The sequence below is a fragment of the Roseovarius ramblicola genome, assembly GCF_042430665.1.
Classification (GTDB): domain Bacteria; phylum Pseudomonadota; class Alphaproteobacteria; order Rhodobacterales; family Rhodobacteraceae; genus Roseovarius; species Roseovarius ramblicola.
Window position 1 is genome coordinate 85071 of the sequence record NZ_JBHMEC010000008.1, and the last position, 26949, is coordinate 112019.

Here is a 26949-nt window from a genome sequence, read left to right on the forward strand (position 1 = left end):
CGGTGAGCCGCCTTCACGGCGTCTTCATTCTCAGCGGGACATGGGCGGCGCTTTACGCGGCGTCCTTTCTCGTGCCGTATTTCACGGCACCCACCGATTTCGGCTTCACGCGCGGGATGAACCGTGTGGAGCTATTCTTCAAGTATCAACTGGCAGCGGCCGCAGTGTCGGTGGTCGTCTGGTGGATGGGCAACGCGCTCATCCCGCGCTGGCAGCGGTGGCTCAGCCGGATGCCGGCGCTGCTGGCAATAGGGCTGTTGCTGTTGGTGGTGGGGGTGATCGTGGTGTCCAACATGCAACGGCCCGGCCCGACCGATTACGTCCCAGACCCGGATCGCCCGGTGGCCGCCCCGGCGATGCCGGTGCAGCCGGGAGCCAATGACTAGGCTCGCGCGCGCCGCCCTCCTCGCCCTGCTGCCGATGGCGGCAGCGGCGCAGGACTGCACGGCAACGGCGACCCGCGCGGCGGTCTTCGAGGTGGTGGCCCTCGCGGATGGTGCCCCTCACAGCCAGCCGGTGACGGGCACCGGCTGGCACCTCGTCTTCGCGCCCCACCCGCATGGCTGGCAGGTCAGGCTCCATGACGGCCCGGGTCCGGGGGATGCCCGCGACCTGAGCGCCGTCACCCCGCCCCATGCCGCCAGCCTGCCCAACCCGCGCGACCTCTTTGGCTGGCATTTCCGCAATATTGCCAATACCGGCCCCAATACCGGCGACGTGAACGCGCCGCAGCACCTGCGCCGCTTCTTCTTTTCCACCGCGCTCGCAGGCACCGGCGGATACAAGCCCACCCCCGGCGCGCCCGCGTACCCGGCCCCCGACCCCGAGGACGGGCGCGGCTGGCTGCGCATCGGCGACATCGTGCTCAGCCCGCCCGAGGCGGGGGCGCGGGCGGCGATGCGCGCGGCACGGGTGGAGGTCTGCCTGACATGGCCAACCGCCGCCACCCCCGCGCCCGAGGATCGCGAGATCATGGGGGCCTGCGGCCTCGACCTCGGGCGCTGGCACCTGTCGGACGCCCCCGCGCCGCGCCTCCTCGGCGGCGATTTCGACGGCGACGGCGCGCATGACCACGCGGCGATGGTCCGCGATTCCGAGGGCGCGGCGGCGCTGGCGATCTGCCGGGCGGGAACGTGGCTCGATGTGCTGGACCCCGCCCCGCTGCCGGGCGGTCTCCTGCCGGCGATCGAGGCGTGGCGCAGCCTGCCGCGCGATCACGGCCCGCTGGGCTACGTGGACGAACCGCCCTGGCCGGTGGCCGAGGGCGACCTCATCGCGCTGGAGCGGATCGAGAAATCGCTCCACCTCGTCTACCGGGAGGGCGGCGAATGGCGCGCGCAACAGGTGTACCGGCTGGTGACGGGGGAATGATCGCGGTGGTACCGCCTCCCTGGCTTGAACAGGGGACCTCTGGATCCACAATCCAGCGCTCTAACCAACTGAGCTAAGGCGGCACTGACGGGGGATTTACCTATGCCGACTTCCGATTGCAAGCCTAACGAAATGCGATTTCCCAGCTTTGTTCGACCAGATCGCAACCAAAGGAACGCACAGGCTGCGACCCCACGAGCCGCCAGCCGTTGCGCGAATAGAGCGCGCAGGCGGCGCGGTGGCTCTCATGCGTCCAGAGCGCCATGCCGCGATAACCGCGCTCGCGGGCAAAGCCGGTACAGGTCTCCAGCAGCCGCTGCCCGAGCCCCCGACCGCGCGCCTCGGGCACCAGCAGAAAGAGCCGCAGCTTGGCGATCCCTCTCGATTGGCGCACGCAAAAGATCGAGCCGAGCCGCAGATCGCCTGCATGGGCGATCCACCCCGCCTCGCAGGCCGGATCATGCTCCGCGGTGAAATCGTCGAGGATGCCCGCCACCAGCGGCCCGAATGTCGCGTCGAACCCCTCGTCGCGCGCATAGAGCGTGGCGTGCCGCTCCACCAGCCAGGGCGCGTCATCGGGGCGGAAGGGGCGGATCGCGGCCTCAATCATGCGCGCTATCAAACCGCGCGCAGGCTTGCCAATCAACCACGAAGAGCGTAGCAGACCGCCAGTTTCAGGAGACGGTCATGGGCATCAACGACGAACGCGATATCGAGGCCAATCTGCGGATCGGGCCGACGGAGCACGGCATGGTGCGCCTGTTCATCGAGTCGCAGGGCATCGAGGTGCCGATGGATTTCGAGCCCGACGAGGCCGAGGACATCGCCGAGGAAATCCGCGCCGCGGCCGCGGCGGCCCGGGCGCGCGGATCATAGCGGCGGATCGCTGATCCGCTGCAGCCGGCGTGCCGCATCCCGCGCGATGCGGCGGGTGAGCGCGGCGCGCCGCGCCGGCGCCAGCCGGGTCTCGGGGACCATGCGGACGATCTCTGCGTCATAGCCGTCGGCGATGATGAGGCCGGTGTCGTCGGGCAGCAATTCGATGGGAAAGCCCGCATCCACCGCCCAGAAATAGCGGTCGCACCAATCGAGATAGCCGGTCCACTTGGCGTCCGAGGTGAAATCGGCGCGGCCCGACTTGCACTCCACCACCCAGATCTCGCCCTTGGGGCCCAGCGCGATGACATCCACGCGCTTGCCGCGCTCGGGCGAGAATTCCGTCACCGGAACGAAATCGTGCCCCAGCAGGTGACGACACACGCCGCGCGCCAGAACCTGGCCGGGCTGCAGCGGACGAGAGGGGGCGGCGTGATCCCACATGCCCCCGATCATACGAACATTGCACGAACATTGGCAAGCCCCGGCGCAGTTCGCGACACACCGCACCCCCCGTCTTGATGTTTCCGGTCACAGGCTCATACTCGGGCGCGCGGCCCCGGCCTGCCAACCGAAAGGACCTGCCGATGACGTCCTCCCCCCGCGCGCCCTCCGACGACAAGAACCTGCGCCATGCGCGCGACCTGCAAGGTCATCTCGACTGGCTCGATACCTTCTCGGGCACAGCACTCGGCGTGTTGGCGGTGGCGTCGGGCATCTATACCTATCTCGGGGTGTCGTCGCTGCTGGACGATACCGGCGCGATGTCGACCTTCGCGGCGCTGGCCTATTCGGTGGCGGTGTCGGTGGGCATCTTCGTGTTCTGGTCCTACCTGCTGCGGCTCTTTCCCGCTATCACCTCGGCGCGCGCGCGGGTCGGGCTCATGGGGGCGATGGCGCTCGGCTCGGTGGCCATCGTCGCCATGTCAAGCTGGCTGAACGCGGCGGCGCTGGCGGGGTCGGCGGCGGTCGAGCAACACCTCGCCCGGACCGTGCAGGACTATCAGCACAGCCTTGAGACGGCGCATGAACGCGCCCTCACCGGGCAGGCGCTGGAGCGTGACGTCGCCCGCGTCCGGCAATCCTTCGAGGACCTGAGCAAGCAGGAGGCCACCGGCAACCTGTCGGGGCTCGCGGGGCGCGGCGCGGTGTTCCGCGTGCTGCGCCAGAAGGCCGCCGAGCTTGCGGCGCTGGAGAGCCAGATCGCCGAACAGACCCCGCTGGTCGAGGCCGCGTTCTCCGAGGGCAACGGCATCCTCAGCCGGATGCGCGCCCTCACCGTCGAGCCCGGCCCGGTCGAGGCGCGCTCGGTCGAGTTCTCCGAGGCCGCCGTGCGGCTTCAGGGGCTGATCACGCAGATGCGGCAACTGACCGTCGCGCCACTGGTGGCGCGCGCGGCGCAGGATCTCGCGGCCTCGGTGGTCCTGCCCGAGCTCGACAGCCGCACCGCGCAGGGGCGCAACGACCAGGCCGCGACGATCACCTCGGTGCTCGAGGTGCTGGGCCAGCGGGCGGCGACGCTGGAACAGGCGGCGCAGGAGGTGGCCGCGCTGGCCCCCGCGCCCGAGGTCACCTACACGCCGGTTTCGGCGGCGGACGCGGTGATCCTCTACGCCGGCAATTTCGTGCCCTCCTGGGCCGGGGCCATCGCCATCGACCTGTTGCCGGCGGTTCTGGTGCTGATCCTCGCCATCACCCACGGCGTGATCCGCGACATGCGCGACGGCGCAGCGGTCGAGCAGACAATGACCGTGGCCGAGTTCCGCGCCGCGCTGGCGCTCGCGCGCGACATCGAGGAGGGGCACGGCGACCACGCCGATGATCCGCCGCAGGATCGCAACATCAAGCGCTTCGGAGACGCCAAGCCATGAGCGACCCGGAACCGCCCGCGCGGGCCCGTAGCCTTGTGGCGCGCGTACTGACCGGCGCGCTGGCCTTCCAGGTGGGGATCGCGGTCCTGCTGGTGCTGGGCGACATGCAGCACGCCCGGTTCGACTGGCCCGGCTTCGGCCCCAAGGCCCCCCGCCTGACCGAGCCGGTCGGCCCCGGCGATCAGCGCCGCCTCTTCCGGCCCGATCGTGACCGCCCCGCGACGCGCCCCGCCCGCGATCCCGGCGACCTGCCGCCGCGGCTCGTTCTCACCGCCATCGAGGGCACCACCTACCGGCTCGAGGGCACCGTGGCCGAGGGCGATGGCGCGCGCGTCACCAGGCTGCTGCAGGAGGCGCGCCCGCGCCCCGAACGGCTCGTCCTGCAATCATCCGGCGGCTCGGTCGGTGACGCGCTGACGCTGGGACGGCACCTGCGTGCCGAAGGGATCGACACCCGCATGCTTGCGGGCGAATACTGCTTCTCGGCCTGCCCCTATATCCTCGTCGGCGGGGCGCGGCGCGACATTGCCGATGACGCGCTCGTCGGCGTGCATCAGCACTATTTCGGCGAGAGCACGCTCCTGCCCGCCTCCCTCGCCGTGGAGGACATTCAGGCCGGTCAGGGCGCGGTGATGGCCTATCTCGACGAGATGGGCATCGACCCGCTGGTGATGCGCCACGCCCTGACCACGCCGCCCGACGAGATCTACATCCTCCTGCCGCGCGAACTGCGCGACTACGGCTTTGTTTCCGCGGATGACTGAGCCGCCCCTTGCCGCGCGCCCTGCAAGGGGTTACCTCTGGCGTGTGGCGGGTGCTGCCCTTCCCGTGAACGGTTGCATTCCGGTGGCCTTAAGCAATTCCGAGGGAGCTGGCTCTGTCCGGATCGTGGTCCGGTTACCCGGCGCCCACCTGTATACACAGGTCCTCGGGAATGAGAGAACCAAACGGTTGCGTGCGGGCCCGTCACACTGCCAACCCCGGCAATCGGTCCCGAAGACGTGGCCGGGAGCCGTCGGCCCAAGAGGTCAGCCTGCCGGTCAAAACGCCTCTCGCGCCGTCCGAACCTCCGACAGCCGCAAGGAAAGAGCCTGGCGTCCGCCCGGACGGGGTGCCGGGACGAACCGGTCTCTGAACGGCCGGTGCCTGCCCGTCACACCTCGGCGCGTCGGTTGACCGAGACGGCCCGACCATCCTGAAGCTGCACCGCGCCCTCCTCGAGCAAGCACTTCAGCTTTTCCAGGTTCGACGCGACGGCGCGCCTGATCCTGCGGACAGCGACAAGCTCGAGCACGCGCGGGTATCCGGTTTCGATACCCCACCTGTCGAAGAGACGGGTGCCGCCCCGGGTCTGTCGGAACGCGATGCGCCGGCGGACGACCGGCGCGCCCGCCACGGTCTCCACGGTGAGGCTCTTTCCGGTTTCCATCTGCGTGATCGCCGTATGTTGACTGTCGATCTTCCGCGTCTGGAGATAGCGGGCGCCAACTGCAGGACCGTTGCCGGTCTCCTGCACCACATCCACCACGTAGTAGTTCCACAGCGGAATGTTGCGCTGGTCGGCCACGAACGCAAAGACGGCATCCGTGGCCACCGCGATGTCGATCCGGTTCTCGAACTTCATGCGACTTTCCCCAACCGCCCGACGCGCGCGGCAGCCGTGCCATGCGGGTCAAGCGTGATCCGATGAGCCAGACGCCCGGCGGAGTCGGGATCGTGGCTGGGCAGGTAGACCGTCGGGCGCTGCGCGGCATGGGCCAGGATCCGGCGATGCGTCTCGATCTCGGCCTCGAGGTCGGTGCCGATGCCGTCGGCCACCATCCGGAGGAGGTGGTCCTCGGTATAGGATGTGTCGCCGGCGAACATGATAGTGGGCTCGCCCTCCTCCAGCAGCACCGAGAGGTGCCCGGGCGAATGGCCCGGCGTCGGCACAAGCGTCACGTCGCCCGCACGGGTCAGGCTGGCATGGCGCGGGAAAGGCCCGAGGGGGCCGTCCTCGAAATCCACCGGCGTGGGCGCGAAACCGCGCGGCCAGCGCTGGTTGAGATAGCCGTTCATGCGGCCCCTGAGCCCGCACGCGAAGCTCCACTCATCCCGCGAGACAAGAACCTCGGCGCTAGGAAAGTGGTGCAGCCCACCATCGTGATCCTGATGCAAATGCGTCATGACGACCCAACGCACGTCTCTCGGCTCCAAGCCAAGCGCCCGCATCTGCGGGCCGATCTCCTCCTCCGGCGCGATGTCGAAGACGGCCGCCCGCTGGATGAGCGGCATGAAGGGCGGGAAGTAGCGCGGCCTGTTGGCGTCCGCCGGAATGCCGGTATCGACGACGATCAGCCCCTCGGGATGCTCGATCACCCAGACATGGACCGGCAGCCAGCCGGTCGTCGCCTTGTCGAACCATGCGTTCAAGAGGCGGCGCAGTCCGTCGCCCTCGCCCTCGCGCCAGCGTTCGGTGACGCGGACCCGTCCTGTCTCGATGGCATGGATTTTCATGGCTGTCCTCCTACTCGGTTGGTGTGAAGCCGACCTGCCGGATGAGCGCGCCCACCTCGTGGGCGAAGAGCGCGTCGACATCGCCGATGACCGGCTGGATGAGGTGAAAGAGCTCGAGCATGATGTGCCCGTGCAGCCGCGCCCAGGAAATCGCGGCGAGATACAATGCCTGCGGCGGCAGGTCGTGCCCCTCCACCCCGGTCAGCGCGTCGAGCGCGCGATCGATTTCCGGGGGCAACTGCTGATACTCCGCGGGCAGCGCGATCTCGCCGCGCTCGATCGCCTGCGCAAAGATGTTGGCGGTGACGAGGAAGCTGCGCCGCGCCGCCGGGTACGTGGTGTCGGTGGGCTGTTCGTAGGTGGGAATCGGGCTGCCGTAGAGAAGCTGGAAGTCGGTCGGATGATCGAGCGCCCAGCGCCGCCACGCATGGGCGACCGCCGCCAGCCTCTCCGCCCCGCCTCGCGAGGCGGCGTCCGCATCCGCTGTCTCGACCGCCTCGGCAAGCCGGGTGAAGGCGTCGAGGATCAGGGCCGTGATCAGGTCGTTGATGCTGCCGAAGTAGTGGTAGAGCCCCGGCGCGGTCATGCCCATCCGCTTCGCGATGGCGCGCAGCGACAACCCCGCCGCCCCCTGTTCGGCCAGGAGCGCGCGGGCGGTGTCCTTGATCTCTTCGCGGGTCTCAAGGCGGCGTCGGTCGCGTCGGTCCGGTTGCATCTCGTCATCCGTATAACGTTATTCACTTTATTTAACGGTGTTAACTTAACGGACATGCCGAGCGCCTGTCAAGACCGGGAGCCGCGACGTTCAGGGAGCACCGAGAGGCAGGGCGTCACGCCGACCTGATCCGCTTCACGCAACGTGGTCCCGTCAGGCCAAGACGCCCCGGTGTCGTGACCGGGGCAGTCGGTGGAGAATATCCGCGCGAAACATCCCCGCGCAAAAAGAAAACAACCGCCGAAGACGGTCTCCGACGGTTGCCCCGTTCACATCAACGATCGGGCTGGCAGGGATCGGGTCACGGCTCCCCGGTCGAGCGGCGCAATCGCGGCGTTCAGGCCCGTGGCCGGCGCGGTTGGCGCGTCGCGTCGACACGCGCGGGGATCGTCGCGTATTCCTGCCGCATCACGTGCTGACCCAGACCGCCGTGATGATCGTCGTCATCGTCGTCCTTCATGCGCATCACCGCGATGGCAAACTGCACCCCGGCAAAGACGATCCCGTTGGCCACCCAAAGGATCAGGACGGCAAGCGGCCCGTCGCTGCTATGGGTGACGAGGTGCCACAGGTTGGCGATGTCGAACCACAGCAGCAGCGCCACGAAAACGCCCGCAATACCGAAACCGATGGCGACCTGCGTGATGTAGAGCTTGATGAGCTTGGGCATGGTCAGCCTCCGTTGCCGTCACCTCAAATCTACGTGGCCGGAAGCGGATTGCAAGGCCCCTGCCCGGTCATGTCCGGCGGCGGCGACAAATTGCCCCTGCGGCGTGCAACCACCGCCGGCGCGGGCCGCCGCGCGCCTCACTCCTTCTTCACCCGCCCGAAATCGGGCGCATCGGTGTCTTGCCCGGCCTCGATGATGCCGCGCCGGATGGCGCGGGTGCGGGTGAAATAGGCGTGCAGGTGATCGCCGTCGCCGGTGCGGATGGCGCGTTGCAGCGCGAAAAGCTCCTCGGTGAACCGCCCGAGAATCTCCAGCGTCGCCTCGCGATTGTTGAGGAACACGTCGCGCCACATGGTCGGGTCCGATGCCGCGATTCGCGTGAAATCGCGGAACCCGGCGGCAGAGTACTTGATCACCTCGGTGTCGGTCACACGGCGCAGATCGTCGGCCACGCCCACCATCGTATAGGCGATGAGATGCGGCGCGTGGCTTGTCACGGCCAGCACCAGATCGTGATGCTCGGCGTCCATCTCGTCGGTGTGGCTGCCCAGCGCCTGCCAGAACGTCTCCAGCCGCTCGACAGCGGCGCGGTCGCTGCCCGGTTGCGGCACGATCAGACACCAGCGGTTGTCGAACAGCTCGGCAAAGCCCGAGCGCGGCCCGGAATGCTCGGTCCCGGCCAGCGGATGGGCGGGGACGAAATGCACACCCTCGGGCAGATTGGGCGCGACCGCCTCGATCACCGCCTTCTTGACGGACCCCACGTCGCTGACCGTGGCCCCGGGTTTGAGCACCGGGCCGATCCCGGCGGCCACCTCCCCCATTGCCCCCACCGGCACACAGAGCACCACCAGATCGGCGCCCTCGGCGGCCTCGGCGGCACTGTCGCACACCCGGTCGCAGAGACCGGTCTCGCGCGCGATGGCGCGGGTCTCGGGGCTGCGGGCATGGCCGGTCACCTCGCGCGCCACCCCGGCGCGGCGGATGGCATGGAACATCGACGAGGCGATGAGGCCAAGGCCGATCAGGGCCACACGGTCGTAGATCACGCTCATCGCGCGCCGTCCCTGAACTGCCCAACGGCATGGGCCACGCGGCGGCAGGCGGCCTCGTCGCCGACGGTGATGCGCAGGCAGTCCGGCAGGTTGTACCCCGCCACCCGCCGCACGATCAGCCCCTGCGACTTCAGGTAATCATCGCAGGCTTCCGCCTCGGCACGATCCCCGAGACGGGCAAGGATGAAATTGCCGTGGCTCGGGTCCGACGGCACGCCATGCGCGGCAAGCGCCTCGGCCAGCCACGCGCGCATCCGGGTGTTGGCGTCGCGGCAGCGCGCCAGCCAGTCGGCATCGCGCACCGCCGCCTCGGCGGCGGCGAGCGCCGGGGTCGACAGGTTGAACGGCCCGCGGATGCGGTTCAGCACATCGACCACATGGGCGGGCGCATAGCCCCAGCCCACGCGCAGCCCGCCCAGCCCGTAAATCTTCGAGAACGTGCGCGTCATCACCACGTTGTCGCGCCCCTCCACCAGCGCGGCACCGCCGTCGTGACCCTCGACATACTCGATATAGGCCGCGTCGAGCACCAGCAGCGCGGCCTCGGGGAGGCCGTCGGCCAGCCGCCGCACCTCGTCCGGCGCGATCATCGTGCCGGTGGGGTTGTTGGGATTGGCGATGAACACCAGACGCGTGGCCGGGGTGCAGGCCGCGAGGATCGCGTCCACGTCCGTGGTGCGCCGCGTCTCGGGCACCTCCACCGGCGTGGCCCCGGCGGCCAGCGCCCCGATGCGGTAGATGGCAAAGCCGTGCTCGGTATGGATGACCTCATCCCCCGGCCCGGCATAGGCCTGGCACAGCAGGTGCAGGATCTCGTCGCTGCCCACCCCGCAAACGAGGCGCGCGGGATCAAGCCCGTGGACATCGCCGATTGCGGTGCGCAGCGCGCCGTGATCGGTGGACGGGTAGCGGTGCAGATCGCGCGCGCTGCGCCGCACCGCCTCGCGGGCGGCCTCGGGCGCGCCGAACGGGTTCTCGTTGGAGCTGAGCTTGACCACGTCGGCCACGCCCGCGACATGGCTCGCGCCGCCCTGGTAGGGGGCGATCCGCATGATGCCGGGCTGCGGCGTGATCCTGGTCATGTCCGGTGCCTTTCCTGTTGGCGCGGTTCTAGCTTTGGCACCGGGGCTTGACCAGAACGAAAAGGGCCGCGGCGGTTTCCCGTCGCGGCCCGAATCTCTTGTCAGGGCGCGATCAGTTCTGCGCGTAGAATTCGATGACCAGGTTGGGTTCCATCATCACCGGGTAGGGCACGTCGCCGAGGCCCGGGGTGCGCACGAATGTCGCGGTCATCTTGGAATGGTCGGCCTCGATGTAATCGGGCACGTCGCGCTCGGCGAGTTGCACGGCTTCGAGCACCGAGACAAGCTGCTTGGACTTCTCGCGCACCTCGATCACGTCGCCCTCCCTGACGCGGTAGGAGGGGATGTTGACCCGCTTGCCGTTCACCATCACGTGGCCATGGTTCACGAATTGCCGCGCGGCAAAGACGGTGGGCACGAACTTGGCGCGGTACACCACCGCGTCGAGACGGCGCTCCAGCAGGCCGATCAGAAGCTCGCCGGTGTCGCCGCGCACGCGCTCGGCCTCGGCATAGATGCGGCGAAACTGCTTCTCGGTCAGATCGCCGTAATAGCCCTTGAGCTTCTGCTTGGCGCGCAGTTGCAGGCCGAAATCGGACATCTTCTGCTTGCGGCGCTGACCATGCTGGCCGGGGCCGTATTCGCGGCGGTTGACCGGCGACTTGGGGCGGCCCCAGATGTTTTCGCCCATGCGGCGGTCGATCTTGTACTTGGCAGACGTGCGTTTGGTCACGGCTGATCTCCTTCTGATATGTCGAAGGGCGTTGTCCTCTGGATTGCTCCCGACAGGCATCCCCTTGCGGGGGCCGCCAACACCAATGAAGCCGCGCTTATATACCCAGCGCCCGCGCTGTCAACCACCCGCGCAGCCCCGGTTTCTTCCTGGTCCAAATACCTCCGGGGGAGTCGCGCGGACGCGCGACGGGGGCAGCGCCCCCGCCCGTCCCCGGTTTCAGAACGCCGCTTTCCACTGCTCGGTATCGACGAACCAGCGCTCCTCGGCCACCTTGCCGCCATCAAAGCGGAACAGAACGGCAAGCTGGCTGCCGCCGGGGAGGCGGTCGCAATGCCAGTCGAGCACCGAGACCACCTCCGCACCGTCACCGATCTGGCGGATCCGGTCGATGGCGAACCCGCCGGGCAACAGCGCGCCGAGCCCGTCGAGCGCGGCCCGAAACGCCGCCCGCCCGGCGAGCACGTCGTCCTGCCCGGGCATCACGAACACCATGTCCTCGGTATAGTCCGCCACCAGCGCATCCCAGTCGCCGCGCGCCACCGCGTCCCAGCCGCGCGCCACGATGGCCGCCGTCGAAATCCCTGTCACGTCCATTATGATCTCCCTTCCCAGAGTTCGTACCATCAGACTAGCCGCGCCGGGGGTGCGGGGACATCCGGCAGATGCTGTATTTCTCCCCGTCCAGATGCAGTATCATGCGGCACGCACCGCACCGGGTGGCGCGACAACGGGGGCAGGATCCTGCACGGGGCAGACGAAACACCGCAGCCGCTGAGCGGGCGAGAGGCCGAGATCGCGTGCGCCTATGCCGCGGGCGAGACCTATCAGGAGATCGCCGCGCGGCTGAACATCGCGCCCTCCACCGTGCGCACCCATCTCTCGACGATCTATCGCAAGCTCGGCGTGTCCTCGAAGCTCGACCTGCACCGACACCTGCTTCCCGCGCCCGGCTCCGCCCCGCCGCTGCCCGAGAAACCCTCGATCGCGGTGCTGGCCTTCGACAACATGTCCGACGATCCCGGGCAGCGGTATTTCTCGGACGGGATCACCGACGATATCATCACCGCGCTGTCGCGCTCGCCCTGGCTGTTCGTGATCGCACGCAACACAAGCTTCACCTATCGCGGTCAGGCCGTGGACACCCGGCGTATCGCCGCCGATCTCGGCGTGCGCTTCATTCTTCAGGGAAGCGTGCGCCGCGCGGGCGCGCGGGTCCGCGTCACAGCGCAACTCCTCGACGGGACGAGCGGCGGACATGTCTGGTCCGAGCGCTACGACGGCGACCTGGCGGATGTGTTCACGCTCCAGGACGAGATCACCCGCAACGTGGTGGCCTCGATCCTGACCCGCCTGCACCTGACCACCATCGCCGAGCCTGTCGAACGCGCCGCGCGCCCCGATCTCACGGTATGGGACCTGACCATGCGCGGCTGGCACCTGCTCTACGATTTCACACCCGACAGCTTTGCCACCGCGCGATGGCTGCTGGACCGCGCGCTCGACCGCGATCCCGAAAGCGCCGAGGCAACCATGGTGCTGTCGCTCATCCACCATCACGATGCGCTGATGGGCTTTGCCGCCGATTACCGCAAGACGATGACCCGCGCCCATGGCCTCGCGCGCCGCGCAACCGAACTGGACGGGACCAACGAATATGCGCACTGGGCCTATGGCATCAGCGCATGGGGCCTGCATCGCCACGACGCCTCGATCGCCGCCCTCGAACGCGCGGTCGAACTCAACCCCAACTGTTCGCTGGCCCATGGCAGTCTCGGAACGGCCCTGGCGCTCGTGGGCCGCAGCGACGAGGCCATTGCCCGCCAGCAGATTGCCATGCGCTCCAACCCGCGCGATCCCAGCATCTTCTTCCGCTTCACCGGACTCGCCCTGGCGCATTACGCCGCCGGCCGATTCGACGAGGCCGCCGGGTGGGCCGGGCGCGCCGTACACCGGATGCCGCGCTGGTATCTGGGCCACCTCCTGCTGGCCGCAAGCCAGGCGCAAACCGGACGGCAAGAGACCGCGGCAGACACGGTGCGCGCCGCACGCGTCGTTCTCCCCGGCCTCTCGCGCGCGGATCTCGACCGCGTGCCCTACCGCGATGCAGAGCGGATGGAGGGGCTGCGCGCGTGCCTGCGGCGTGCCGGGCTTCCAGGCGGCGGGGCGGCCCCGCCTCAGCCCTGACCGGCCAGCGGATCGGGGCCGAAGCGGTTGTCGCCTGCCGTGCCGCGATGCATGAAGAAGGCAAAGATCAGGATCAGCGCCCCGATCACCGGGATCAGCACCAGTAGATACCACCAGCCCGAGCGGTCCACATCATGCAGACGGCGCACCGCAACGCCGAGGCCCGGCAACAGCACGGCCAGCGCAAAGATCAACGCGACGATCTCGCCCAGGAGCAGTTGCAACACGGCGTTTACGATGATGATGAAAAGTGTGAACCACCAGAATTCGGAGCGCTGCGCGCGCCCCTCGAAATTGACATAGTTCTCCGCGAGAACCGTCTTGACCGCCGTCATGAAATCCATGTCTCGAAACTCCGTTTCTCCGGTTAGCTGTCCTTCTGCCCGATGCGCGGCTCGGTGCCCGCGCGCAGCCGCGCCATGTTGCCGCGGTGCCGCCACAGGATCAGCGCCGCGAGGCAGACCGCCAGCACCACCGCCGCGCCGTGTCCCAGCATCAGCGCCCAGACCGGCGCCAGTACCGCCGCCACCAATGCGGCCAGCGACGAGATGCGCGCCACAACCGCCGTGGCCAGCCATGTCAGGCAGGCAGCGATCCCCACCGGCCACGCGAGCGCCAGCAGCAGCCCGAGGAACGTCGCCACTCCCTTGCCGCCCTGAAACCGCAGCCAGACCGGATAGCAATGCCCGGCAAAGGCCGCGAGACCCGCCACCTGCGCCGCGTCCTCGCCCGCCATCGCCCGCGCCAAAAGCACCGCCGCCGCCCCCTTGCCGCCGTCGAGCAGCAGCGTCAGCGCAGCGGCCGCCTTGTTGCCGGTGCGCAGCACGTTGGTGGCCCCGATATTGCCCGAGCCGATCTCGCGCAGGTTGCCCAGCCCAATCACCCGCGCCAGCACCATGCCGAACGGGATGGAGCCGAGCAGGTAGCCAAGCCCGGCCCACAGGATCAGGATGCTTGCGGTGCTCTCGACATGGGGCATCAGGGGGCCTCGTAGACGCGGGTGCCGGCAACATAGGTGGCGCTGACCCTGCCTTGCAGGCGCGCCCCGTCAAACGGCGTGTTCTTGGATTTCGAGCGCAGCGCGAACCGGTCGAGGATGAAGGGCTTGCCGGGGTCGAACAGCACAAGATCGGCAGGCGCGCCCGTGGCAAGCCGCCCCGCCTCCAGCCCCAGCCGTCGCGCCGGGCCCAGCGACATCGCGCGCCACAGCGTCGGCAGGTCCAGCGCCTCGGCATGGTAGAGCCGCAGCGCGGCGGGCAACAGCGTCTCCAGCGCCACCGCCCCGCTCGCCGCCGCCTCGAAGGGCAGGCGCTTGCTCTCCTCGTCCTGCGGCGTGTGCATGGAACTGATGATGTCGATCAGCCCCTCGCGCACCGCCTCCGTGACCGCCTGCCGGTCCTCCTCGGACCTGAGCGGCGGCTTGACCTTGAAGAAGGTGCGATAGTCCGACACGTCGAGTTCGTTCAACGTCAGGTGATGGATCGAGGTGCCCGCGGTGATGTCCAGCCCGTTTCGCTTGGCCCGCTGCAGCGCGGGCAGCGCGCGCGCGGTGGTGATCTGGTCGGCGTGATAGCGCGCCTGCGTCATCTCCAGCAGCGCGATGTCGCGGTCGAGCCCCATCCGCTCGGCCATCGGCGACACGGCGGGCAGACCACGCAGACTGGCGAACTTGCCGCTCGTCGCCGCCGCCCCGGCGCTCAGCCCCGGCTCCTGGCAGTGCCCGATCACCAGCGCGCCGAGGCTGCGCGCATAGCTCAGCGCCCGGACCAGCACCTTGGTGTCGCGCACCACATGGTCGCAATCGGTGAAGGCCACGGCCCCCGCATCCATCAGGAACCCGATCTCGACCATCTCGCGCCCCTCGCGCCCCTTGGTCAGCGCGGCCATGGGCAGGACGTTGACGGGCGCGGCCTCATTGGCGCGGCGCGCCACGAATTCGAGCACCTCGGGGCTGTCGATCGCGGGGGCCGTGTCGGGCCTTGTGGCCATCGTGGTGACGCCCCCCGCCGCCGCCGCCAGCCCGGCAGAGCGATAGCTCTCCTTGTGCCGCTCGCCCGGCTCGCAGACCTTGACCCCGATATCGACGATACCGGGGGCCAGACACTGCCCACTGCAATCGACCACGATCTCGGCCTGCGGCCTGTCCTCGCCACAGCCCCGCCCGGCGATCACACCCCCGTCGATCAGGAGCCAGCCGGGCGCATCCGTCCCCGCCTCGGGGTCGATCAGGCGGGCGTTGGTAAAGAGGGTCGTGGTCATGCCATCCGGTCCTTGCCTCATATGTCGCTCATCCCGCCACCCATACCATCACCACCGTCAGCGCCGCGATCACCGCGAGCGCGGCCATCGCGATCCTGCCGGACATGCGCGGGTCCTTCGGCTCCTGCATGGCTCAGCCCTCCCGCAGACCGGCGGCGGCGCGCAGGCGTGCCTCCACGCCCGCCCGGTCGGCCTGATACTTGATGAGGTGCTTGTCACCGGTCCGCGTGACCACCTGCACCGCGCTGCCCAACCCCCGCACCGTCGCGATCTCAGCCAGCCGCACCGCCCGCGTCGACGGGCCGAGAAGGCGGCGGTCGGTCAGGTCCCAGCGGGCTTGCAACTCCTCGGAGGCGAGGTAGCCCCCCCGCACCATGACCGCCGCGAGCCCGCCCACGGCCCCGGTCCAGACATGGCTGTTGCCGATGGCCCAGAGAATTGCCATGCCCAGCGCCATCGCGCCCGCCGCAAGCCACGCGTGATCGCGCAGATAGGCCGCCCGGTCGGGGTGAAAGCTCACAACGACGCGCTCGCCCTCAGCAAGCGGTGTGGTCGGCACCATGGAATGGACGGGCCCCTCGGTCATCGCGTCACCATCAGCCAGACCGCCAGCGCCAGCAGCACCGCAATCCCGGCAAAGAACACCAGCGCCGCCAGCCACGCCGGGCGGCGCACGGGCCGCGCGGATCGGGTGGCGGGCGCGACGCTGCCCGCCGCCCCGCCCGCGGGCAGCGGATCGAAACTCACCGGGGCCACATCCTCCTCGAACCGGGCCACGAGGCGCAGGCCCCGCCCCGGGCGCAGCACCGTCGCCCGCCCCCCGAAGGCCCGCGACGGCACGATCAGCACCCGGCCCCGCAACCCGTCGATCTGCCCGCGCATCGGGGCCAGGTCCGCCTCCGCGATCCCGTGCCCCTCCGCCAGATACTCCGACAGCGGCATCGACCCAAGGTCGCCGAGGCCGAAAAGCTCGATCTCGCCCGCCTCCAGATCGCGGTCGGCCCCCAGCGCCGCCATCACCGCCGCGTCATCCATCGGAGCGCCCGCCTCCTCGATCACCGAAAAGACACGCACCACATGCGCTTCCTGCGCCGGGATGGAAATCTGCGTGCTCATGCCGCGCGGCGCGCCCGCAGGCCCTGCGCCAGCAGTTCCATCGCCGCCATGCGCACCGCCACGCCCATCTCCACCTGGTCCCGGATCACCGAGCGGTTGATGTCGTCGGCGATCTCGCCGTCGATCTCGACGCCGCGGTTCATCGGGCCGGGATGCATCACGATGGCATCCTCCCTGGCATAGGCCAGCTTCCCGGCATCGAGGCCGAACCGGTGGTAATACTCGCGCTCGCTGGGGATAAAGCCGCCATCCATCCGCTCGCGCTGCAGCCGCAGCATCATCACCACGTCCGCGCCCTCCAGCCCCGCCTTCATGTCGTCGAACACCTCGACGCCGAATTCGGCAATCCCCGAGGGCATGAGCGTCGGCGGCCCGACCAGGCGCACGCGATTCTCCATCTTGCCCAGCAAAAGGATGTTCGACCGCGCCACGCGGCTATGCGCGATATCGCCGCAAATCGCGATGTTGAGCCGGTGCAGCCGCCCCTTGGCATACCGGATGGTCAGCGCATCCAGAAGCGCCTGCGTCGGGTGCTCGTGACGCCCGTCGCCGGCGTTGAGCACGGCGCAGCGCACCTTCTGCGCCAGCAGGTCCACGGCGCCGGAATGCGGGTGGCGCACCACCAGCAGATCGGGATGCATGGCGTTGAGCGTCAGCGCGGTGTCGATCAGCGTCTCGCCCTTCTTGAGGGAACTGGCCTGCATCGCCATGTTCATGACATCCGCGCCGAGCCGCTTGCCGGCCAGCTCGAAGCTGGCCTGCGTCCGGGTCGAGGCCTCGAAGAACATGTTGATCTGAGTCAGCCCCGCCAGCACGTCGCGGTGCTTGGCCGCGCTGCGGTTGAGCGCGACATAGTCCTCGGCAAGGTCGAGGATGGCAGTGATGTCGCCGGGGGCGAGCGGCTCGATCCCGAGAAGATGCGCGTGCGGAAATGCCATGCCGCCTCCGATGCCGTTTCCCCGCTTATAGAAAGCCGCTGTCGCAGGGGCAAGCGGCGGCACCGGGCTTCTTCATGGTACAAATACTCATTCGACCTTGCCGCCGCACCGCCGCCCGCCCCTTTCCCCCGCCACTGCCGCACGGTAGCCTGACCGCATGGATTCGGCACTCACCCCCGAGACGGCGCTGGCAAGCCTCGCCTGGCAAATCGAGCTTGGCGCGACCGAGGCAATCGGCGATGCGCCGGTCAACCGCTACGAATTGCCGGACAAGACGGCCCGCCCCCCGGCAGCACCGGCGGCACCGGCGGCAACCCCCGCCGCTGCACAAGCGGCTGCCGCGCCCGGCCCCGCCCGCGACGGCGATGCCGTGTCCGCGGCGCAGGCCGCCGCCGCCTCTGCGGCCACGCTCGACGGCTTGCGCGCGGCGCTCGGGGCCTATTCGCATTGCGACCTCCGGCATGGCGCGCGCAACCTCGTCTTTGCCGATGGCGACCCGGCGGCGCGGGTGATGATCATCGGCGAGGCCCCGGGCCGCGACGAGGACCTGCAAGGCCGCCCCTTCGTGGGCCGTGCCGGGCAGCTTCTCGACCGGATGTTCGCCGCCATCGGCCTGTCGCGCGGCGATGCGGACGCCGGCTCGGCGCTCTACATCACCAATATCTCGCCCTGGCGCCCGCCGCAGAACCGCGATCCCGGTCGAGAGGAAATCGCCATGCTGCGCCCCTTCATGGAGCGGCACGTCGCGCTCGCCGCGCCCGATCTCGTGGTGCTGATGGGCAACATTAGCTGCGAGGCCGGTCTGGGGCGGCGCGGCATCACGCGGCTGCGCGGGCAATGGGCCGAGGCGTATGGCAAGCCCGCCCTGCCGATGTTCCACCCCGCCTACCTGCTGCGCAACCCGGCGGCCAAGCGCGAGGCATGGGCCGACCTGCTGGCGCTCCGCGCGCGGCTCGACGGGGGCGGCGCATGATCGTCGAGCCGCTCACGCTCTTGGCCTTCGTCCCCGCCGCGCTGGCGCTCAACCTCACGCCGGGGGCGGACATGATGTTCTGCCTCGGCCTCGGCCTGCGCAGCGGCCCGCGACCGGCCACCGCCGCGAGCGCGGGCATCTCGGCGGGCGGCATGGTGCACGTCACGGCGGCGGGCCTCGGCCTCGCCGCCGCCATCGCCGCGTTTCCGCTGGCGCTAGACGTGATCCGCTGGCTGGGCGTGGCCTACCTGCTGTGGCTGGCCCGTGGCGCGCTGCGGCAAGGGCCGGTCCGGGCAGAGGCCCGCGCCATGGGCGCGGCCCGCGCCTTTCGCGAGGGGATGGTGGTCAACCTGCTCAATCCCAAGGTGATCCTCTTCGTGCTCGCCTTCGTGCCGCAATTCGTCGATCCCGCCCGCGCCATCCTGCCGCAATTCCTCGTCTACGGCCTCGTGCTGGCGCTGGGCGGGTTCGTCATCAACGGCGCGGTCGGGGTGTTCGCCGGCGGGCTTGGCCGCCGCCTCGCCGCCTCGCCCCGGCTCGCGCGCGGGCTGGGCCTTGTCTCGGCGGGGATCTTCGCCACCCTCGCCGCTCGCCTCGCCCTCATGCCAAGGAGCTGACACGCATGCCGCCCATCGACGAGACCAGGGATTTCATCCCCGTTCGCATCGCGCTGCTGACCGTGTCGGACACGCGCGACCTGACGCAGGACCGCTCGGGCGACGTGCTGGCCGAGCGGATCGAGGCGGCGGGCCACACGCTGGCCGATCGCATGGTGGTCCGCGACGAACGCGACCAGATCGCCGGGCAGTTGCGCGAATGGATCGCCGACCCCGGGATCGACGTGGTGCTCTCCACCGGCGGCACCGGGCTCACCGGGCGCGATGTCACCGTCGAGGCGCATCGCGACGTCTATGAGAAAGAGATCGACGCCTTCGGCACGGTCTTTACCATCGTCTCGATGCAGAAGATCGGCACATCGGCGGTCCAGAGCCGCGCCACCGGCGGCGTGGCGGGCGGCACCTATCTCTTCGCCCTGCCCGGCAGCCCCGGCGCCTGCAAGGACGCCTGGGACGAGATCCTGTGCCACCAGTTCGACTACCGCCACCGCCCCTGCAATTTCGTCGAGATCATGCCGCGTCTCGACGAGCACCAGCGCCGGAAATGAGCGCACCGCGCGTGTAACGGTCCCGTGGCTTGGCTTTTGCCCGGCGATGGCTAGATTCAACGGGGTCCGCACGCCAGCCGGACCGGTCGCACGAGAGGGCGCGCCATGCGGTTTCTGCGCCAGGGTTTACTGGGGCTTTTCATCCTGTCGCTGACGGCGGGGCTGCTCGGCTATGCCGGGCAAGTGATCCGGGACGCGGTCGGGGCGCGCATGGCGCGCGACACCACCGCCCCCGAGCGGCGTGAGCGCGTGTTCGCCGTGCGCACCGTCACGCCCGAAGCCGAAACCGTTACCCCCCGGCTCGCGGCGTTCGGCCGGATCGAGAGCCGCCGCACCCTCGATATCCGCGCGCAGGTGGCCGGCGAGATCGTCGAACTGGCCCCCGGCTTTGTCGAGGGCGGCACCGTCGAGGCGGCGCAATTCCTCGCGCGGATCGACCCGGCAGAGGCCGAGGACGCCCGCGAACGCGCAAGGATCGACCTTGCCGATGCCCGCGCCGAGGCGCGCGAGGCCGACCGCGCGCTGCTGCTGGCCCGCGACGAGCTTGCCGCGCGCAAGGATCAGGTGGCGCTTCAGTCCCGCGCGCTGGCGCGGCAGCGCGATCTCGAAGAGCGCGGCGTCGGCACCCTCACCGCCATCGAGAGCGCCGAGTACAACGTCATGCAGGCGCGGCAGGCGGTGCTGGCCAGCCGACAGGCGCTGGCGGTGGCCGAGGCCCGCGTCGACCGCTCCGCCACGGCGGTGTCGCGCGCCGAACTGGCGCTGGCCGAGGCCGAGCGGCGGCTGGACGAGACGCGCATCACCGCCGGGTTCTCCGGTCGGCTGAGCGAGGTGAGCGCGATCGAGGGCGGCATCGTCGCGGTCGGCGAGCAGATTGCCCGGCTGGTGGACGGGGGCGCGCTCGAAGTGGCGTTCCGCGTCTCCACGGCGCAATACGCGCGGCTGCTGGATTCCGACGGCGCGCTGCTGCCCCTGCCGGTCACCGCCACGCTCGACAGCGGCGGCACCACGATCCGCGCCACGGGCCGCATCGCGCGCGAGGCCGCCGCGCTGGCCGAGGGCGAGAGCGGGCGCATGATCTTTGCCGCGCTGGACCGGGCCCCGGCGTTGAAACCGGGCGATTTCGTGCGCGTCAGCGTCGAAGAGACGCCGCTGGAGAGGGTAGCGCGGCTTCCCGCCTCGGCGCTGGGCGGGGATGGCACGGTGCTGGCGGTGGGGGACGGCGATCGGCTCGAGGTGCTGCCGGTCACGTTGTTGCGGCGGCAGGGCAACGACGTGCTGCTCCGCGCGCCCGGCGTGGCGGGCCGCGAGATCGTCACCGGGCGCAGCCCGGCGCTTGGCCCCGGCCTCAAGGTGCGCCGCATCCGGGACGGTGCCGGGCAAACCATGTCGCTCAGCGACGAACGGCGCGCGCGGCTGCGCGCGCAGGTCGAGGCCGACACCGCGCTGCCCGAGGACGAGCGCCGCCGCCTGCTGGCCGATCTCGACCGCGCCCGCGTGCCCGCCCGCACCGTCGCGCGGATCGAATCGCGGGTCGGGGGCTGAGGCCGTTGGGCGGGATTATCTCTTTCTTCACCCGCCACCGCACGGCGGCCAACCTGCTCCTGATCCTGCTGGTGGCGCTCGGGCTGATGGCCGCGCCCAACATGCGCGCGCAATTCTTTCCCGACATCGTCATCGACAACGTCACCGTCTCGGTCGCCTGGGACGGCGCGAGCGCCGAGGACGTCGACGCCGGCATCGTGCAGCTTGTCGAGCCCGCTCTGCTCGCCGTCGAAGGCGTGACCGAGGCCCGCGCCACCAGCCGCGAGAACAGCGCCGCGATGGTGCTCGAATTCGAGCCGGGCTGGGACATGGGCCGCGCCGCCGACGAGGTCGAGTCCGCGCTCGACCAGATCACCGACCTGCCCGACGACGCCGAGGAGCCGGTGGTGCGCCGCGGCGCGTGGCATGACCGGGTGACCGACGTGATCATCTCCGGGCCGGTCGGGGCCGGGCAACTCGCCCGCACCGGCGACGAATTCGTCGCCCGGCTGTTCGCCGCCGGGGTGACGCGCGCCACGGTCTCGGGGGTCGCGGTGCCCGAAACACGGGTCGAGGTGCCCGCGCAGGCGCTCGTCGCCCATGACCTGACCATGGCCGACATCGCCGCCGCCATCGCCGCGCGCGTCGATGCCGACCCCGCGGGCGACGTGACCGGGGCCAACGCCCGCCTGCGCACCGGCACCGAAGCGCGCAGCCCCGCCGAGATCGCCGCCATCCCGCTGCGCCTGCGCCCCGACGGCACCGCGCTGGAGATCGGCGACCTGGCCACCGTGCAGGCAGGCGGTCTCGACCGTGGCCTCGCCTATTACGTGGGCGGTGCCCCCGCCGTCGCCGTGCGGGTGGACCGCCCCGCCGAGGGCGACGCCCTCGACGTGCAGGCCACGGTGGAACAGATTGCGGACGGGATGCTGCAAAACCTGCCAGAGGGCGTGACGCTCGATCTCGTGCGCACCCGGTCCGAGGCCATTTCCAGCCGGCTGACCATGCTGCTCGACAACGCCGCCACCGGCCTGGCGCTGGTGGTCGGGCTGCTGTTCCTGTTTCTCAACGCGCGCACCGCCTTCTGGGTGGCGGCGGGCATTCCCGTGGCGATGCTGGCGGCGCTGGCGCTGATGTACGCGGCGGGGCTCACGCTCAACATGATCTCGCTCTTCGCCATCATCATCACGCTGGGGATCGTGGTGGACGATGCCATCGTCGTGGGCGAACACGCCGACGCCCGCCACCGGCGGCTGGGCGAACCGCCCGCCGTCGCCGCCGAACGCGCCGCCGGGCGCATGGCGCTGCCGGTGTTCTCGGCCACGCTCACCACGCTCATCGCCTTCTTCGGGCTGGCGATCATCGGCGGGCGGTTCGGCGACCTGATCTACGACATCCCCTTCACCGTCATCGCCGTGCTGGCGGCGAGCCTGGTGGAATGCTTCCTCATCCTGCCCAACCACATGGCCCACGCGCTGGCGCGCTCGGCGCGCGAGCGGTGGTACGACGTGCCCAGCCGGGTGGTGAACCGCGCCTTCACCGCCTTTCGCGACCGCGGCTTCCGCCCGCTGATCGCGCTGGTGATCCGGGCGCGCTACGCGGTGCTGGCGGGGGCGGTGCTGCTGCTGGCCACGCAGGTCGCGAGCGTGGTGCGCGGCGACGTGACATGGCGCTTTTTCAACGCGCCCGAACGCGGCAGCGTCACCGGCAATTTCGCGATGGCCCCCGGGGCCACCCGCGCCGATGCGCTGGCGCAGATGCGCGCGGTACAGCAGGCGGTAGAGGACCTGGGCAAGGACTATGCCGCGCGCCACGGGACAAACCCGGTGAGCCATGTGCTGGCACAGGTCGGCGGCCATGCCGGGCGCGGCATGGCCGGGTCCGAGACCCGCGACGACGACCTCAAGGGCGGCATCTCCATCGAACTGATCGACGCCGACCTGCGCCCCTATTCCAGCTTCGCCTTCCTCGCCGACCTTCAGGACCGCGCGCCGCGTCTGCCGATGACCGAAGCGCTGAGCTTTCGCGGGTCGCGCTCGGGCCCCGGCGGCGACGCCATCGACATCGCCCTCTACGGCGCCACGGCCGAGACGCTCAAAGCCGCCGCCGAGGCGCTCAAGACCCGGCTGGCGCAAGAGCCCGAGGTCTCGGCGCTGGAGGACACACTCGCCTGGGACAAGGCCGAACTGGTGCTCGAACTCACCCCCCACGGACAGGCACTCGGCTTCGACATCGACGCGCTCGGCCGCACCCTTCGCAACCGGGTGAGCGGTATCGAGGCGGCGACCTATCCCGACGGCCCGCGCTCGGCCACGATACGGGTGGAGCTGCCCGAGGCGGACCTGTCGGCGGATTTCCTCGACACCACGATGGTGCGCGGTGCCACCGGCCACTACGTGCCGGTGGCCGACATCGTCACCGTCACCACGCGCACCGGGTTTTCCACCGTGCGGCGCGAGAACGGGCTGCGGCTGGTGACGGTGACGGGCGACATCTCGGGCGACGATCCCGCCCGCGCCGCCGCGATCACCCGCGCGCTCGGGGACGAGATCCTGCCACGCATCGCGGGCGAGTATCGCGTCGAATACCGCATGGGCGGCCTCAGCGAGCAGGAGGACGATTTCCTCGCCGACGCGCGGCTGGGGCTGATGCTGACGCTGCTGGGCATCTACCTCGTGCTGGCGCTGGTGTTCGCAAGCTGGGCGCGGCCCCTCGCGGTGATGGCGGTGATCCCGTTCGGCCTCGTCGGCGCGATCTGGGGGCACGCGCATTGGGACGTGCCGCTGTCGATGTTCTCGGTGGTGGGACTGTTGGGCATGACCGGCATCATCATCAACGATTCCATCGTGCTGGTGACCGCCATCGACGGCCACGCGCGCGGGCGCGGCCTCCTCCCGGCAATCATCGAAGGCACCGCGGACCGGTTGCGCGCGGTGGTGCTGACCACGCTCACCACCGTCCTCGGCCTCGCGCCGTTGCTGTTCGAACGCTCGACACAGGCGCAGTTCCTCAAGCCCACGGTCATCACGCTGGTCTACGGCCTCGGCTTCGGCATGGTGCTGGTGCTGATCCTCATGCCCGCGCTGCTGGCCATCGGGCGCGACATGGGGCGGCCCTTCACGGCGCTGGCGCGCGGCTGGCGGGCGCGGCGCGGCGGCGTGGCGGTGCTGATGCGGGGCACGGGCGCGGCTCTGGCCCTGTGGTTCGCGGCCACGATGGGCTGGGTGCTGGCCACCGGCGCGCTGCCCGCTCCGCTGGCGGGGCTGGTGCCGCTCGCGCCGATGCAGGCGGCGCTGGTGTTGCAGGCGGGCGGGACCGCCGCGCTCGTGGCAATGGCCTGGATCGGGGCCGTGGCGACGACACGCAGGCACCGCCAAAGCGGCTTGCGCCGCCCCTGATCCGGCGCTACGCCTGCGCCATGCGGATCGTGCGGGACCATAGCTTTGCCACCGAGGCGGACCGGGGCGCGTCGGTGGCCATCGGCAATTTCGACGGCGTCCACCTGGGCCACCGCCACGTCATCGACATCGCCCGCGACGCGGGCGCGCGGATCGGCGCGCCGCTCGGCGTGTTGACCTTCGAGCCGCACCCGCGTGAATTCTTTGCCCCCGACGCCCCGCCCTTTCGCCTGATGAGCGCCGAGGCGCGCACCCACCGGCTGGAAAAGATCGGGGTCGAGCGGCTCTATGAACTGCCCTTCAACGCCGCCCTTGCGGGGCTCAGCCCCCGCGCCTTCGCGGCAGAGGTGCTGGCCGGCGGGCTGGGGCTGCGCCACGTCGTGGTGGGGGCGGATTTCTGCTTCGGCAAGGGGCGCGCGGGCAATGCGGCCGACCTGCAGGCGTTCGGCACCGGGATGGGCTTCGGCGTGACCATCGCCCCGCTGCTCGAAGGCGTGGACGGTCAGGTCTCCTCCACAGCGATCCGCGCCGCGCTCACCGAGGGCCGCCCGCGCGACGCCGCCGCCATGCTGGGCCACTGGCACCGGATCGAAGGGCCCGTGGTGGGCGGCGAACAGCGCGGGCGCACGCTGGGATACCCCACCGCCAACATGTCCATCGCCGGGCTGCACCCGCCGCGTTTCGGCGTCTACGCGGTGCTCGTGGATGTGCTCGACGGGCCGCACGCGGGCCAATATCATGGTGCCGCCTCTCTGGGGGTCCGGCCGATGTTCCGGGGCGAGGCCCCCAACCTCGAAACCTTCCTGTTCGATTTCTCCGGCGATCTCTACGGCGCGCATCTCTCGGTCGGCCTCGTCGATTACCTCCGCCCCGAAGAGACATTCGACAGCCTCGACGCCTTCATCGCGCAGATGGATGCCGATTGCGCCCGCGCCCGCGACATCCTGGCGGCGACATGAGCGACACCGACGATCCCATCGACCGCAGCGGCCTGCGCCCCCGCTTCTGGGAAACCACGCGCCTCGACCGCATGACGCAACGGGAATGGGAGGCGCTCTGCGACGGCTGCGGCAAATGCTGCCTCAACAAGCTGGAGGATGACGAGACCGGCGAGGTGGCGCTGACCCGCGTGGCGTGCCGGCTGTTCGACGACACCACCTGCCGCTGCGCGCACTATCCGATCCGCCAGCAATTCGTGCCGGAATGTATCTCGCTCAAACCCCACAGCATCGAGCGCCACGCCTACTGGCTGCCCGAAACCTGCGCCTACAAACTGCTTTACGAGGGCAAGCCGCTGTTCGACTGGCATCCGCTGATTTCCGGCGATCCGCAGAGCGTGCATGACGCGGGCGTATCGATGCAGCACCGCACGGTGCCCGAGTTCGAGGTGCCCGAGGACGACTGGGAAGAGCACATCATAGAGGAGCCCACCTGATGCAGTTCGCCTCCGACAATGCCGGCCCCGCCCTGCCGCAGGTGATGGAGGCGATGATCGCCGCCAATGCCGGGCACGCGCCGTCCTACGGGGCCGAAGCGCTGATGGACGAGGTGCGCGACCGGCTGCGCACCCTGTTCGAGGCCCCGCGCGCCAGCGTCTACCTCGTCGCCACCGGCACGGCGGCCAACGCGCTGGCGCTCGCCACGCTGTCGGAGCCGTGGCAGACCGTGTTCTGCACCCCGCTCGCCCATGTCCACACCGACGAGTGCAACGCGCCCGAATTCTTCACCGGCGGGGCCAAGCTCAGCCTCGTGGGCGACGGCGACAAGATGACGCCGGACGCGCTCGCCCGCGCCATCGGCGGCTGGCCCTCGGGCGACGTCCACACCCCGCAGCACGGACCGGTGTCGCTCACCCAGGCCACCGAGCGCGGTCGCGTCTATACCTGCGACGAGATCGCGGCACTCTGCGGCGTGACGCGCGATCACGGCCTGCCAACCTACATGGACGGCGCGCGCTTTGCCAACGCGGCCGCCGCGCTCGGCTGCCCCCCCGCCGAGATGACGTGGCGCGCGGGCATCGACGCGGTCAGCTTCGGCGGCACCAAGAACGGCTGCCTCGGGGTCGAGGCGGTGATCTTCTTCAACCCCGAGAACGCCTGGGAATTCGAGCTTCGGCGCAAGCGCTCGGCGCATCTCTTCTCCAAGCACCGCTACCTCTCGGCGCAGATGCTGGGCTATCTCGCCGATGATGCCTGGCGCGACGCGGCGCAGACCGCCAATGCCCGCGCGGCGCGGCTGGCCGAGGGGCTGCGCGCGGTGCCGGGGGCCGGGATGGTCCATGACCGCGAGGTCAACATGATCTTCGCCCGCCTGCCCCGCGCCACCCACCGGCGTCTGATGGCGGCGGGCGCGGCCTATGCGCTCTACGAGGGGCCGCTCGATTCGGGCCCGGAGGACGAGCCCCTGATGGCCCGGTTCGTCTGCGACTGGTCGGTGGGCGAGGACGAGATCGACCGGTTCCTGGAAATGGCGGCGGGGTAGAACCGCGCCGCGTGTCCGGGGCGCGGATGGCCTGTTGCT

30 protein-coding genes and 1 tRNA gene are annotated in these 26949 nt (G+C 70.1%); 14 read left to right on the plus strand and 17 right to left on the minus strand.

Translation table 11 applies throughout. The features are described 5' to 3' along the window. Positions 1 to 2: 2 nt before the first annotated feature. A complete protein-coding gene (locus ACFFU4_RS03920) occupies positions 3 to 386 on the plus strand; it encodes a hypothetical protein (RefSeq protein ID WP_377067261.1) in 384 nt (127 codons plus the stop codon). Continuing rightward, the gene (locus ACFFU4_RS03925) at positions 379 to 1371 is read left to right on the plus strand and encodes a hypothetical protein (RefSeq protein ID WP_377067263.1); all 993 of its coding nucleotides are present in this window, start codon (positions 379 to 381) and stop codon (positions 1369 to 1371) included. The genes ACFFU4_RS03920 and ACFFU4_RS03925 overlap by 8 nt, the downstream gene beginning before the upstream one ends. 6 nt (positions 1372 to 1377) lie before the next feature. Here ACFFU4_RS03925 and ACFFU4_RS03930 read toward each other — a convergent pair. Continuing rightward, positions 1378 to 1454 (minus strand) — tRNA-His (locus ACFFU4_RS03930). Between the two features lie 41 nt (positions 1455 to 1495). After that, positions 1496 to 1981 carry a GNAT family N-acetyltransferase gene (locus ACFFU4_RS03935; protein ID WP_377067265.1) on the minus strand — a complete coding sequence of 162 codons (486 nt, stop codon included), beginning with the start codon at positions 1979 to 1981 and terminating at the stop codon, positions 1496 to 1498. A gap of 77 nt (positions 1982 to 2058) precedes the next feature. Here ACFFU4_RS03935 and ACFFU4_RS03940 point away from each other — a divergent pair, with 77 nt between their 5' ends. Then, positions 2059 to 2247, plus strand: coding sequence for a DUF6324 family protein (locus ACFFU4_RS03940; protein WP_377067267.1), 189 nt, complete (start codon positions 2059 to 2061; stop codon positions 2245 to 2247). Here the strand turns inward: ACFFU4_RS03940 and ACFFU4_RS03945 are convergent. Beyond that, complete coding sequence (locus ACFFU4_RS03945; protein WP_377067269.1) at positions 2242 to 2691, minus strand: MmcB family DNA repair protein; 450 nt, start codon at positions 2689 to 2691, stop codon at positions 2242 to 2244. The genes ACFFU4_RS03940 and ACFFU4_RS03945 overlap by 6 nt on opposite strands. Before the next feature lie 143 nt (positions 2692 to 2834). On the opposite strand from ACFFU4_RS03945, the gene ACFFU4_RS03950 reads away from it, so the two are divergent. After that, complete coding sequence (locus ACFFU4_RS03950) at positions 2835 to 4118, plus strand: hypothetical protein (RefSeq protein ID WP_377067271.1); 1284 nt, start codon at positions 2835 to 2837, stop codon at positions 4116 to 4118. Beyond that, positions 4115 to 4882, plus strand: a complete 768-nt coding sequence (locus ACFFU4_RS03955) for a COG3904 family protein (protein WP_377067273.1) — start codon at positions 4115 to 4117, stop codon at positions 4880 to 4882. Before ACFFU4_RS03950 ends, ACFFU4_RS03955 begins: the two co-directional genes overlap by 4 nt. Positions 4883 to 5271: 389 nt before the next feature. On the opposite strand, the gene ACFFU4_RS03960 is transcribed toward ACFFU4_RS03955, so the two are convergent. From ACFFU4_RS03960 to ACFFU4_RS03995, 8 genes are all read right to left on the minus strand, one after another. Further along, complete coding sequence (locus ACFFU4_RS03960; RefSeq protein ID WP_377067275.1) at positions 5272 to 5742, minus strand: SRPBCC family protein; 471 nt, start codon at positions 5740 to 5742, stop codon at positions 5272 to 5274. Further along, positions 5739 to 6614: an N-acyl homoserine lactonase family protein gene (locus ACFFU4_RS03965; RefSeq protein ID WP_377067277.1), complete on the minus strand. Its 876-nt coding sequence runs from the start codon at positions 6612 to 6614 to the stop codon at positions 5739 to 5741. The genes ACFFU4_RS03960 and ACFFU4_RS03965 overlap by 4 nt, the downstream gene beginning before the upstream one ends. Positions 6615 to 6624: 10 nt before the next feature. Further along, positions 6625 to 7329 carry a TetR/AcrR family transcriptional regulator gene (locus ACFFU4_RS03970; protein WP_377067279.1) on the minus strand — a complete coding sequence of 235 codons (705 nt, stop codon included), beginning with the start codon at positions 7327 to 7329 and terminating at the stop codon, positions 6625 to 6627. Between the two features lie 337 nt (positions 7330 to 7666). Next, complete coding sequence (locus ACFFU4_RS03975; RefSeq protein WP_377067281.1) at positions 7667 to 7999, minus strand: hypothetical protein; 333 nt, start codon at positions 7997 to 7999, stop codon at positions 7667 to 7669. 137 nt (positions 8000 to 8136) lie between these two features. After that, on the minus strand, positions 8137 to 9054 hold the full coding sequence (locus tag ACFFU4_RS03980; RefSeq protein ID WP_377067283.1) for a prephenate/arogenate dehydrogenase family protein: 918 nt from the start codon (positions 9052 to 9054) through the stop codon (positions 8137 to 8139). Next, positions 9051 to 10136: a histidinol-phosphate transaminase gene (gene hisC, locus ACFFU4_RS03985; protein ID WP_377067285.1), complete on the minus strand. Its 1086-nt coding sequence runs from the start codon at positions 10134 to 10136 to the stop codon at positions 9051 to 9053. The genes ACFFU4_RS03980 and hisC overlap by 4 nt, the downstream gene beginning before the upstream one ends. A 112-nt stretch (positions 10137 to 10248) precedes the next feature. Continuing rightward, positions 10249 to 10869 (minus strand): 30S ribosomal protein S4, encoded by a 621-nt coding sequence (rpsD, locus tag ACFFU4_RS03990; RefSeq protein ID WP_377067287.1) that lies wholly within the window; start codon positions 10867 to 10869, stop codon positions 10249 to 10251. Positions 10870 to 11088: 219 nt separating this feature from the next. Then, positions 11089 to 11466, minus strand: a complete 378-nt coding sequence (locus ACFFU4_RS03995; protein ID WP_377067289.1) for a nuclear transport factor 2 family protein — start codon at positions 11464 to 11466, stop codon at positions 11089 to 11091. Positions 11467 to 11664: 198 nt separating this feature from the next. On the opposite strand from ACFFU4_RS03995, the gene ACFFU4_RS04000 reads away from it, so the two are divergent. Then, a complete protein-coding gene (locus ACFFU4_RS04000; RefSeq protein ID WP_377067811.1) occupies positions 11665 to 13056 on the plus strand; it encodes a tetratricopeptide repeat protein in 1392 nt (463 codons plus the stop codon). On the opposite strand, the gene ACFFU4_RS04005 is transcribed toward ACFFU4_RS04000, so the two are convergent. The 6 genes from ACFFU4_RS04005 to ACFFU4_RS04030 form a co-directional block, all read right to left on the minus strand. Then, positions 13047 to 13400 (minus strand): DUF805 domain-containing protein, encoded by a 354-nt coding sequence (locus ACFFU4_RS04005; RefSeq protein ID WP_377067291.1) that lies wholly within the window; start codon positions 13398 to 13400, stop codon positions 13047 to 13049. The two genes, ACFFU4_RS04000 and ACFFU4_RS04005, sit on opposite strands and share 10 nt — an antisense overlap. 23 nt (positions 13401 to 13423) lie before the next feature. Further along, positions 13424 to 14035, minus strand: coding sequence for a glycerol-3-phosphate 1-O-acyltransferase PlsY (plsY, locus tag ACFFU4_RS04010; RefSeq protein ID WP_377067293.1), 612 nt, complete (start codon positions 14033 to 14035; stop codon positions 13424 to 13426). Continuing rightward, a complete protein-coding gene (gene pyrC, locus ACFFU4_RS04015) occupies positions 14035 to 15315 on the minus strand; it encodes a dihydroorotase (protein WP_377067295.1) in 1281 nt (426 codons plus the stop codon). The genes plsY and pyrC overlap by 1 nt, the downstream gene beginning before the upstream one ends. A gap of 133 nt (positions 15316 to 15448) precedes the next feature. Beyond that, on the minus strand, positions 15449 to 15901 hold the full coding sequence (locus ACFFU4_RS04020; RefSeq protein WP_377067297.1) for a hypothetical protein: 453 nt from the start codon (positions 15899 to 15901) through the stop codon (positions 15449 to 15451). Further along, the gene (locus tag ACFFU4_RS04025; protein WP_377067299.1) at positions 15898 to 16431 is read right to left on the minus strand and encodes a hypothetical protein; all 534 of its coding nucleotides are present in this window, start codon (positions 16429 to 16431) and stop codon (positions 15898 to 15900) included. The genes ACFFU4_RS04020 and ACFFU4_RS04025 overlap by 4 nt, the downstream gene beginning before the upstream one ends. Next, entirely contained in the window at positions 16428 to 17369 is a 942-nt protein-coding gene (locus ACFFU4_RS04030) for an aspartate carbamoyltransferase catalytic subunit (RefSeq protein ID WP_377067301.1), read from the minus strand. Before ACFFU4_RS04030 ends, ACFFU4_RS04025 begins: the two co-directional genes overlap by 4 nt. A gap of 157 nt (positions 17370 to 17526) precedes the next feature. Here ACFFU4_RS04030 and ACFFU4_RS04035 point away from each other — a divergent pair, with 157 nt between their 5' ends. From ACFFU4_RS04035 to ACFFU4_RS04070, 8 genes are all read left to right on the plus strand, one after another. Next, complete coding sequence (locus ACFFU4_RS04035; RefSeq protein WP_377067303.1) at positions 17527 to 18342, plus strand: uracil-DNA glycosylase; 816 nt, start codon at positions 17527 to 17529, stop codon at positions 18340 to 18342. Continuing rightward, entirely contained in the window at positions 18339 to 18959 is a 621-nt protein-coding gene (locus ACFFU4_RS04040; RefSeq protein WP_377067305.1) for a LysE family translocator, read from the plus strand. The genes ACFFU4_RS04035 and ACFFU4_RS04040 overlap by 4 nt, the downstream gene beginning before the upstream one ends. Positions 18960 to 18964: 5 nt before the next feature. Further along, a complete protein-coding gene (gene moaB, locus ACFFU4_RS04045) occupies positions 18965 to 19507 on the plus strand; it encodes a molybdenum cofactor biosynthesis protein B (RefSeq protein ID WP_377067307.1) in 543 nt (180 codons plus the stop codon). 105 nt (positions 19508 to 19612) lie between these two features. Continuing rightward, entirely contained in the window at positions 19613 to 21052 is a 1440-nt protein-coding gene (locus ACFFU4_RS04050) for an efflux RND transporter periplasmic adaptor subunit (RefSeq protein ID WP_377067309.1), read from the plus strand. A gap of 5 nt (positions 21053 to 21057) precedes the next feature. Continuing rightward, the gene (locus ACFFU4_RS04055; protein ID WP_377067311.1) at positions 21058 to 24429 is read left to right on the plus strand and encodes an efflux RND transporter permease subunit; all 3372 of its coding nucleotides are present in this window, start codon (positions 21058 to 21060) and stop codon (positions 24427 to 24429) included. A 20-nt stretch (positions 24430 to 24449) separates the two neighbouring features. After that, on the plus strand, positions 24450 to 25388 hold the full coding sequence (locus tag ACFFU4_RS04060) for a bifunctional riboflavin kinase/FAD synthetase (protein ID WP_377067313.1): 939 nt from the start codon (positions 24450 to 24452) through the stop codon (positions 25386 to 25388). Then, positions 25385 to 25864, plus strand: coding sequence for a YcgN family cysteine cluster protein (locus ACFFU4_RS04065; protein WP_377067315.1), 480 nt, complete (start codon positions 25385 to 25387; stop codon positions 25862 to 25864). Before ACFFU4_RS04060 ends, ACFFU4_RS04065 begins: the two co-directional genes overlap by 4 nt. Beyond that, positions 25864 to 26910, plus strand: coding sequence for a threonine aldolase family protein (locus tag ACFFU4_RS04070; RefSeq protein WP_377067317.1), 1047 nt, complete (start codon positions 25864 to 25866; stop codon positions 26908 to 26910). Before ACFFU4_RS04065 ends, ACFFU4_RS04070 begins: the two co-directional genes overlap by 1 nt. The last annotated feature ends 39 nt before the right edge of the window (positions 26911 to 26949 follow it).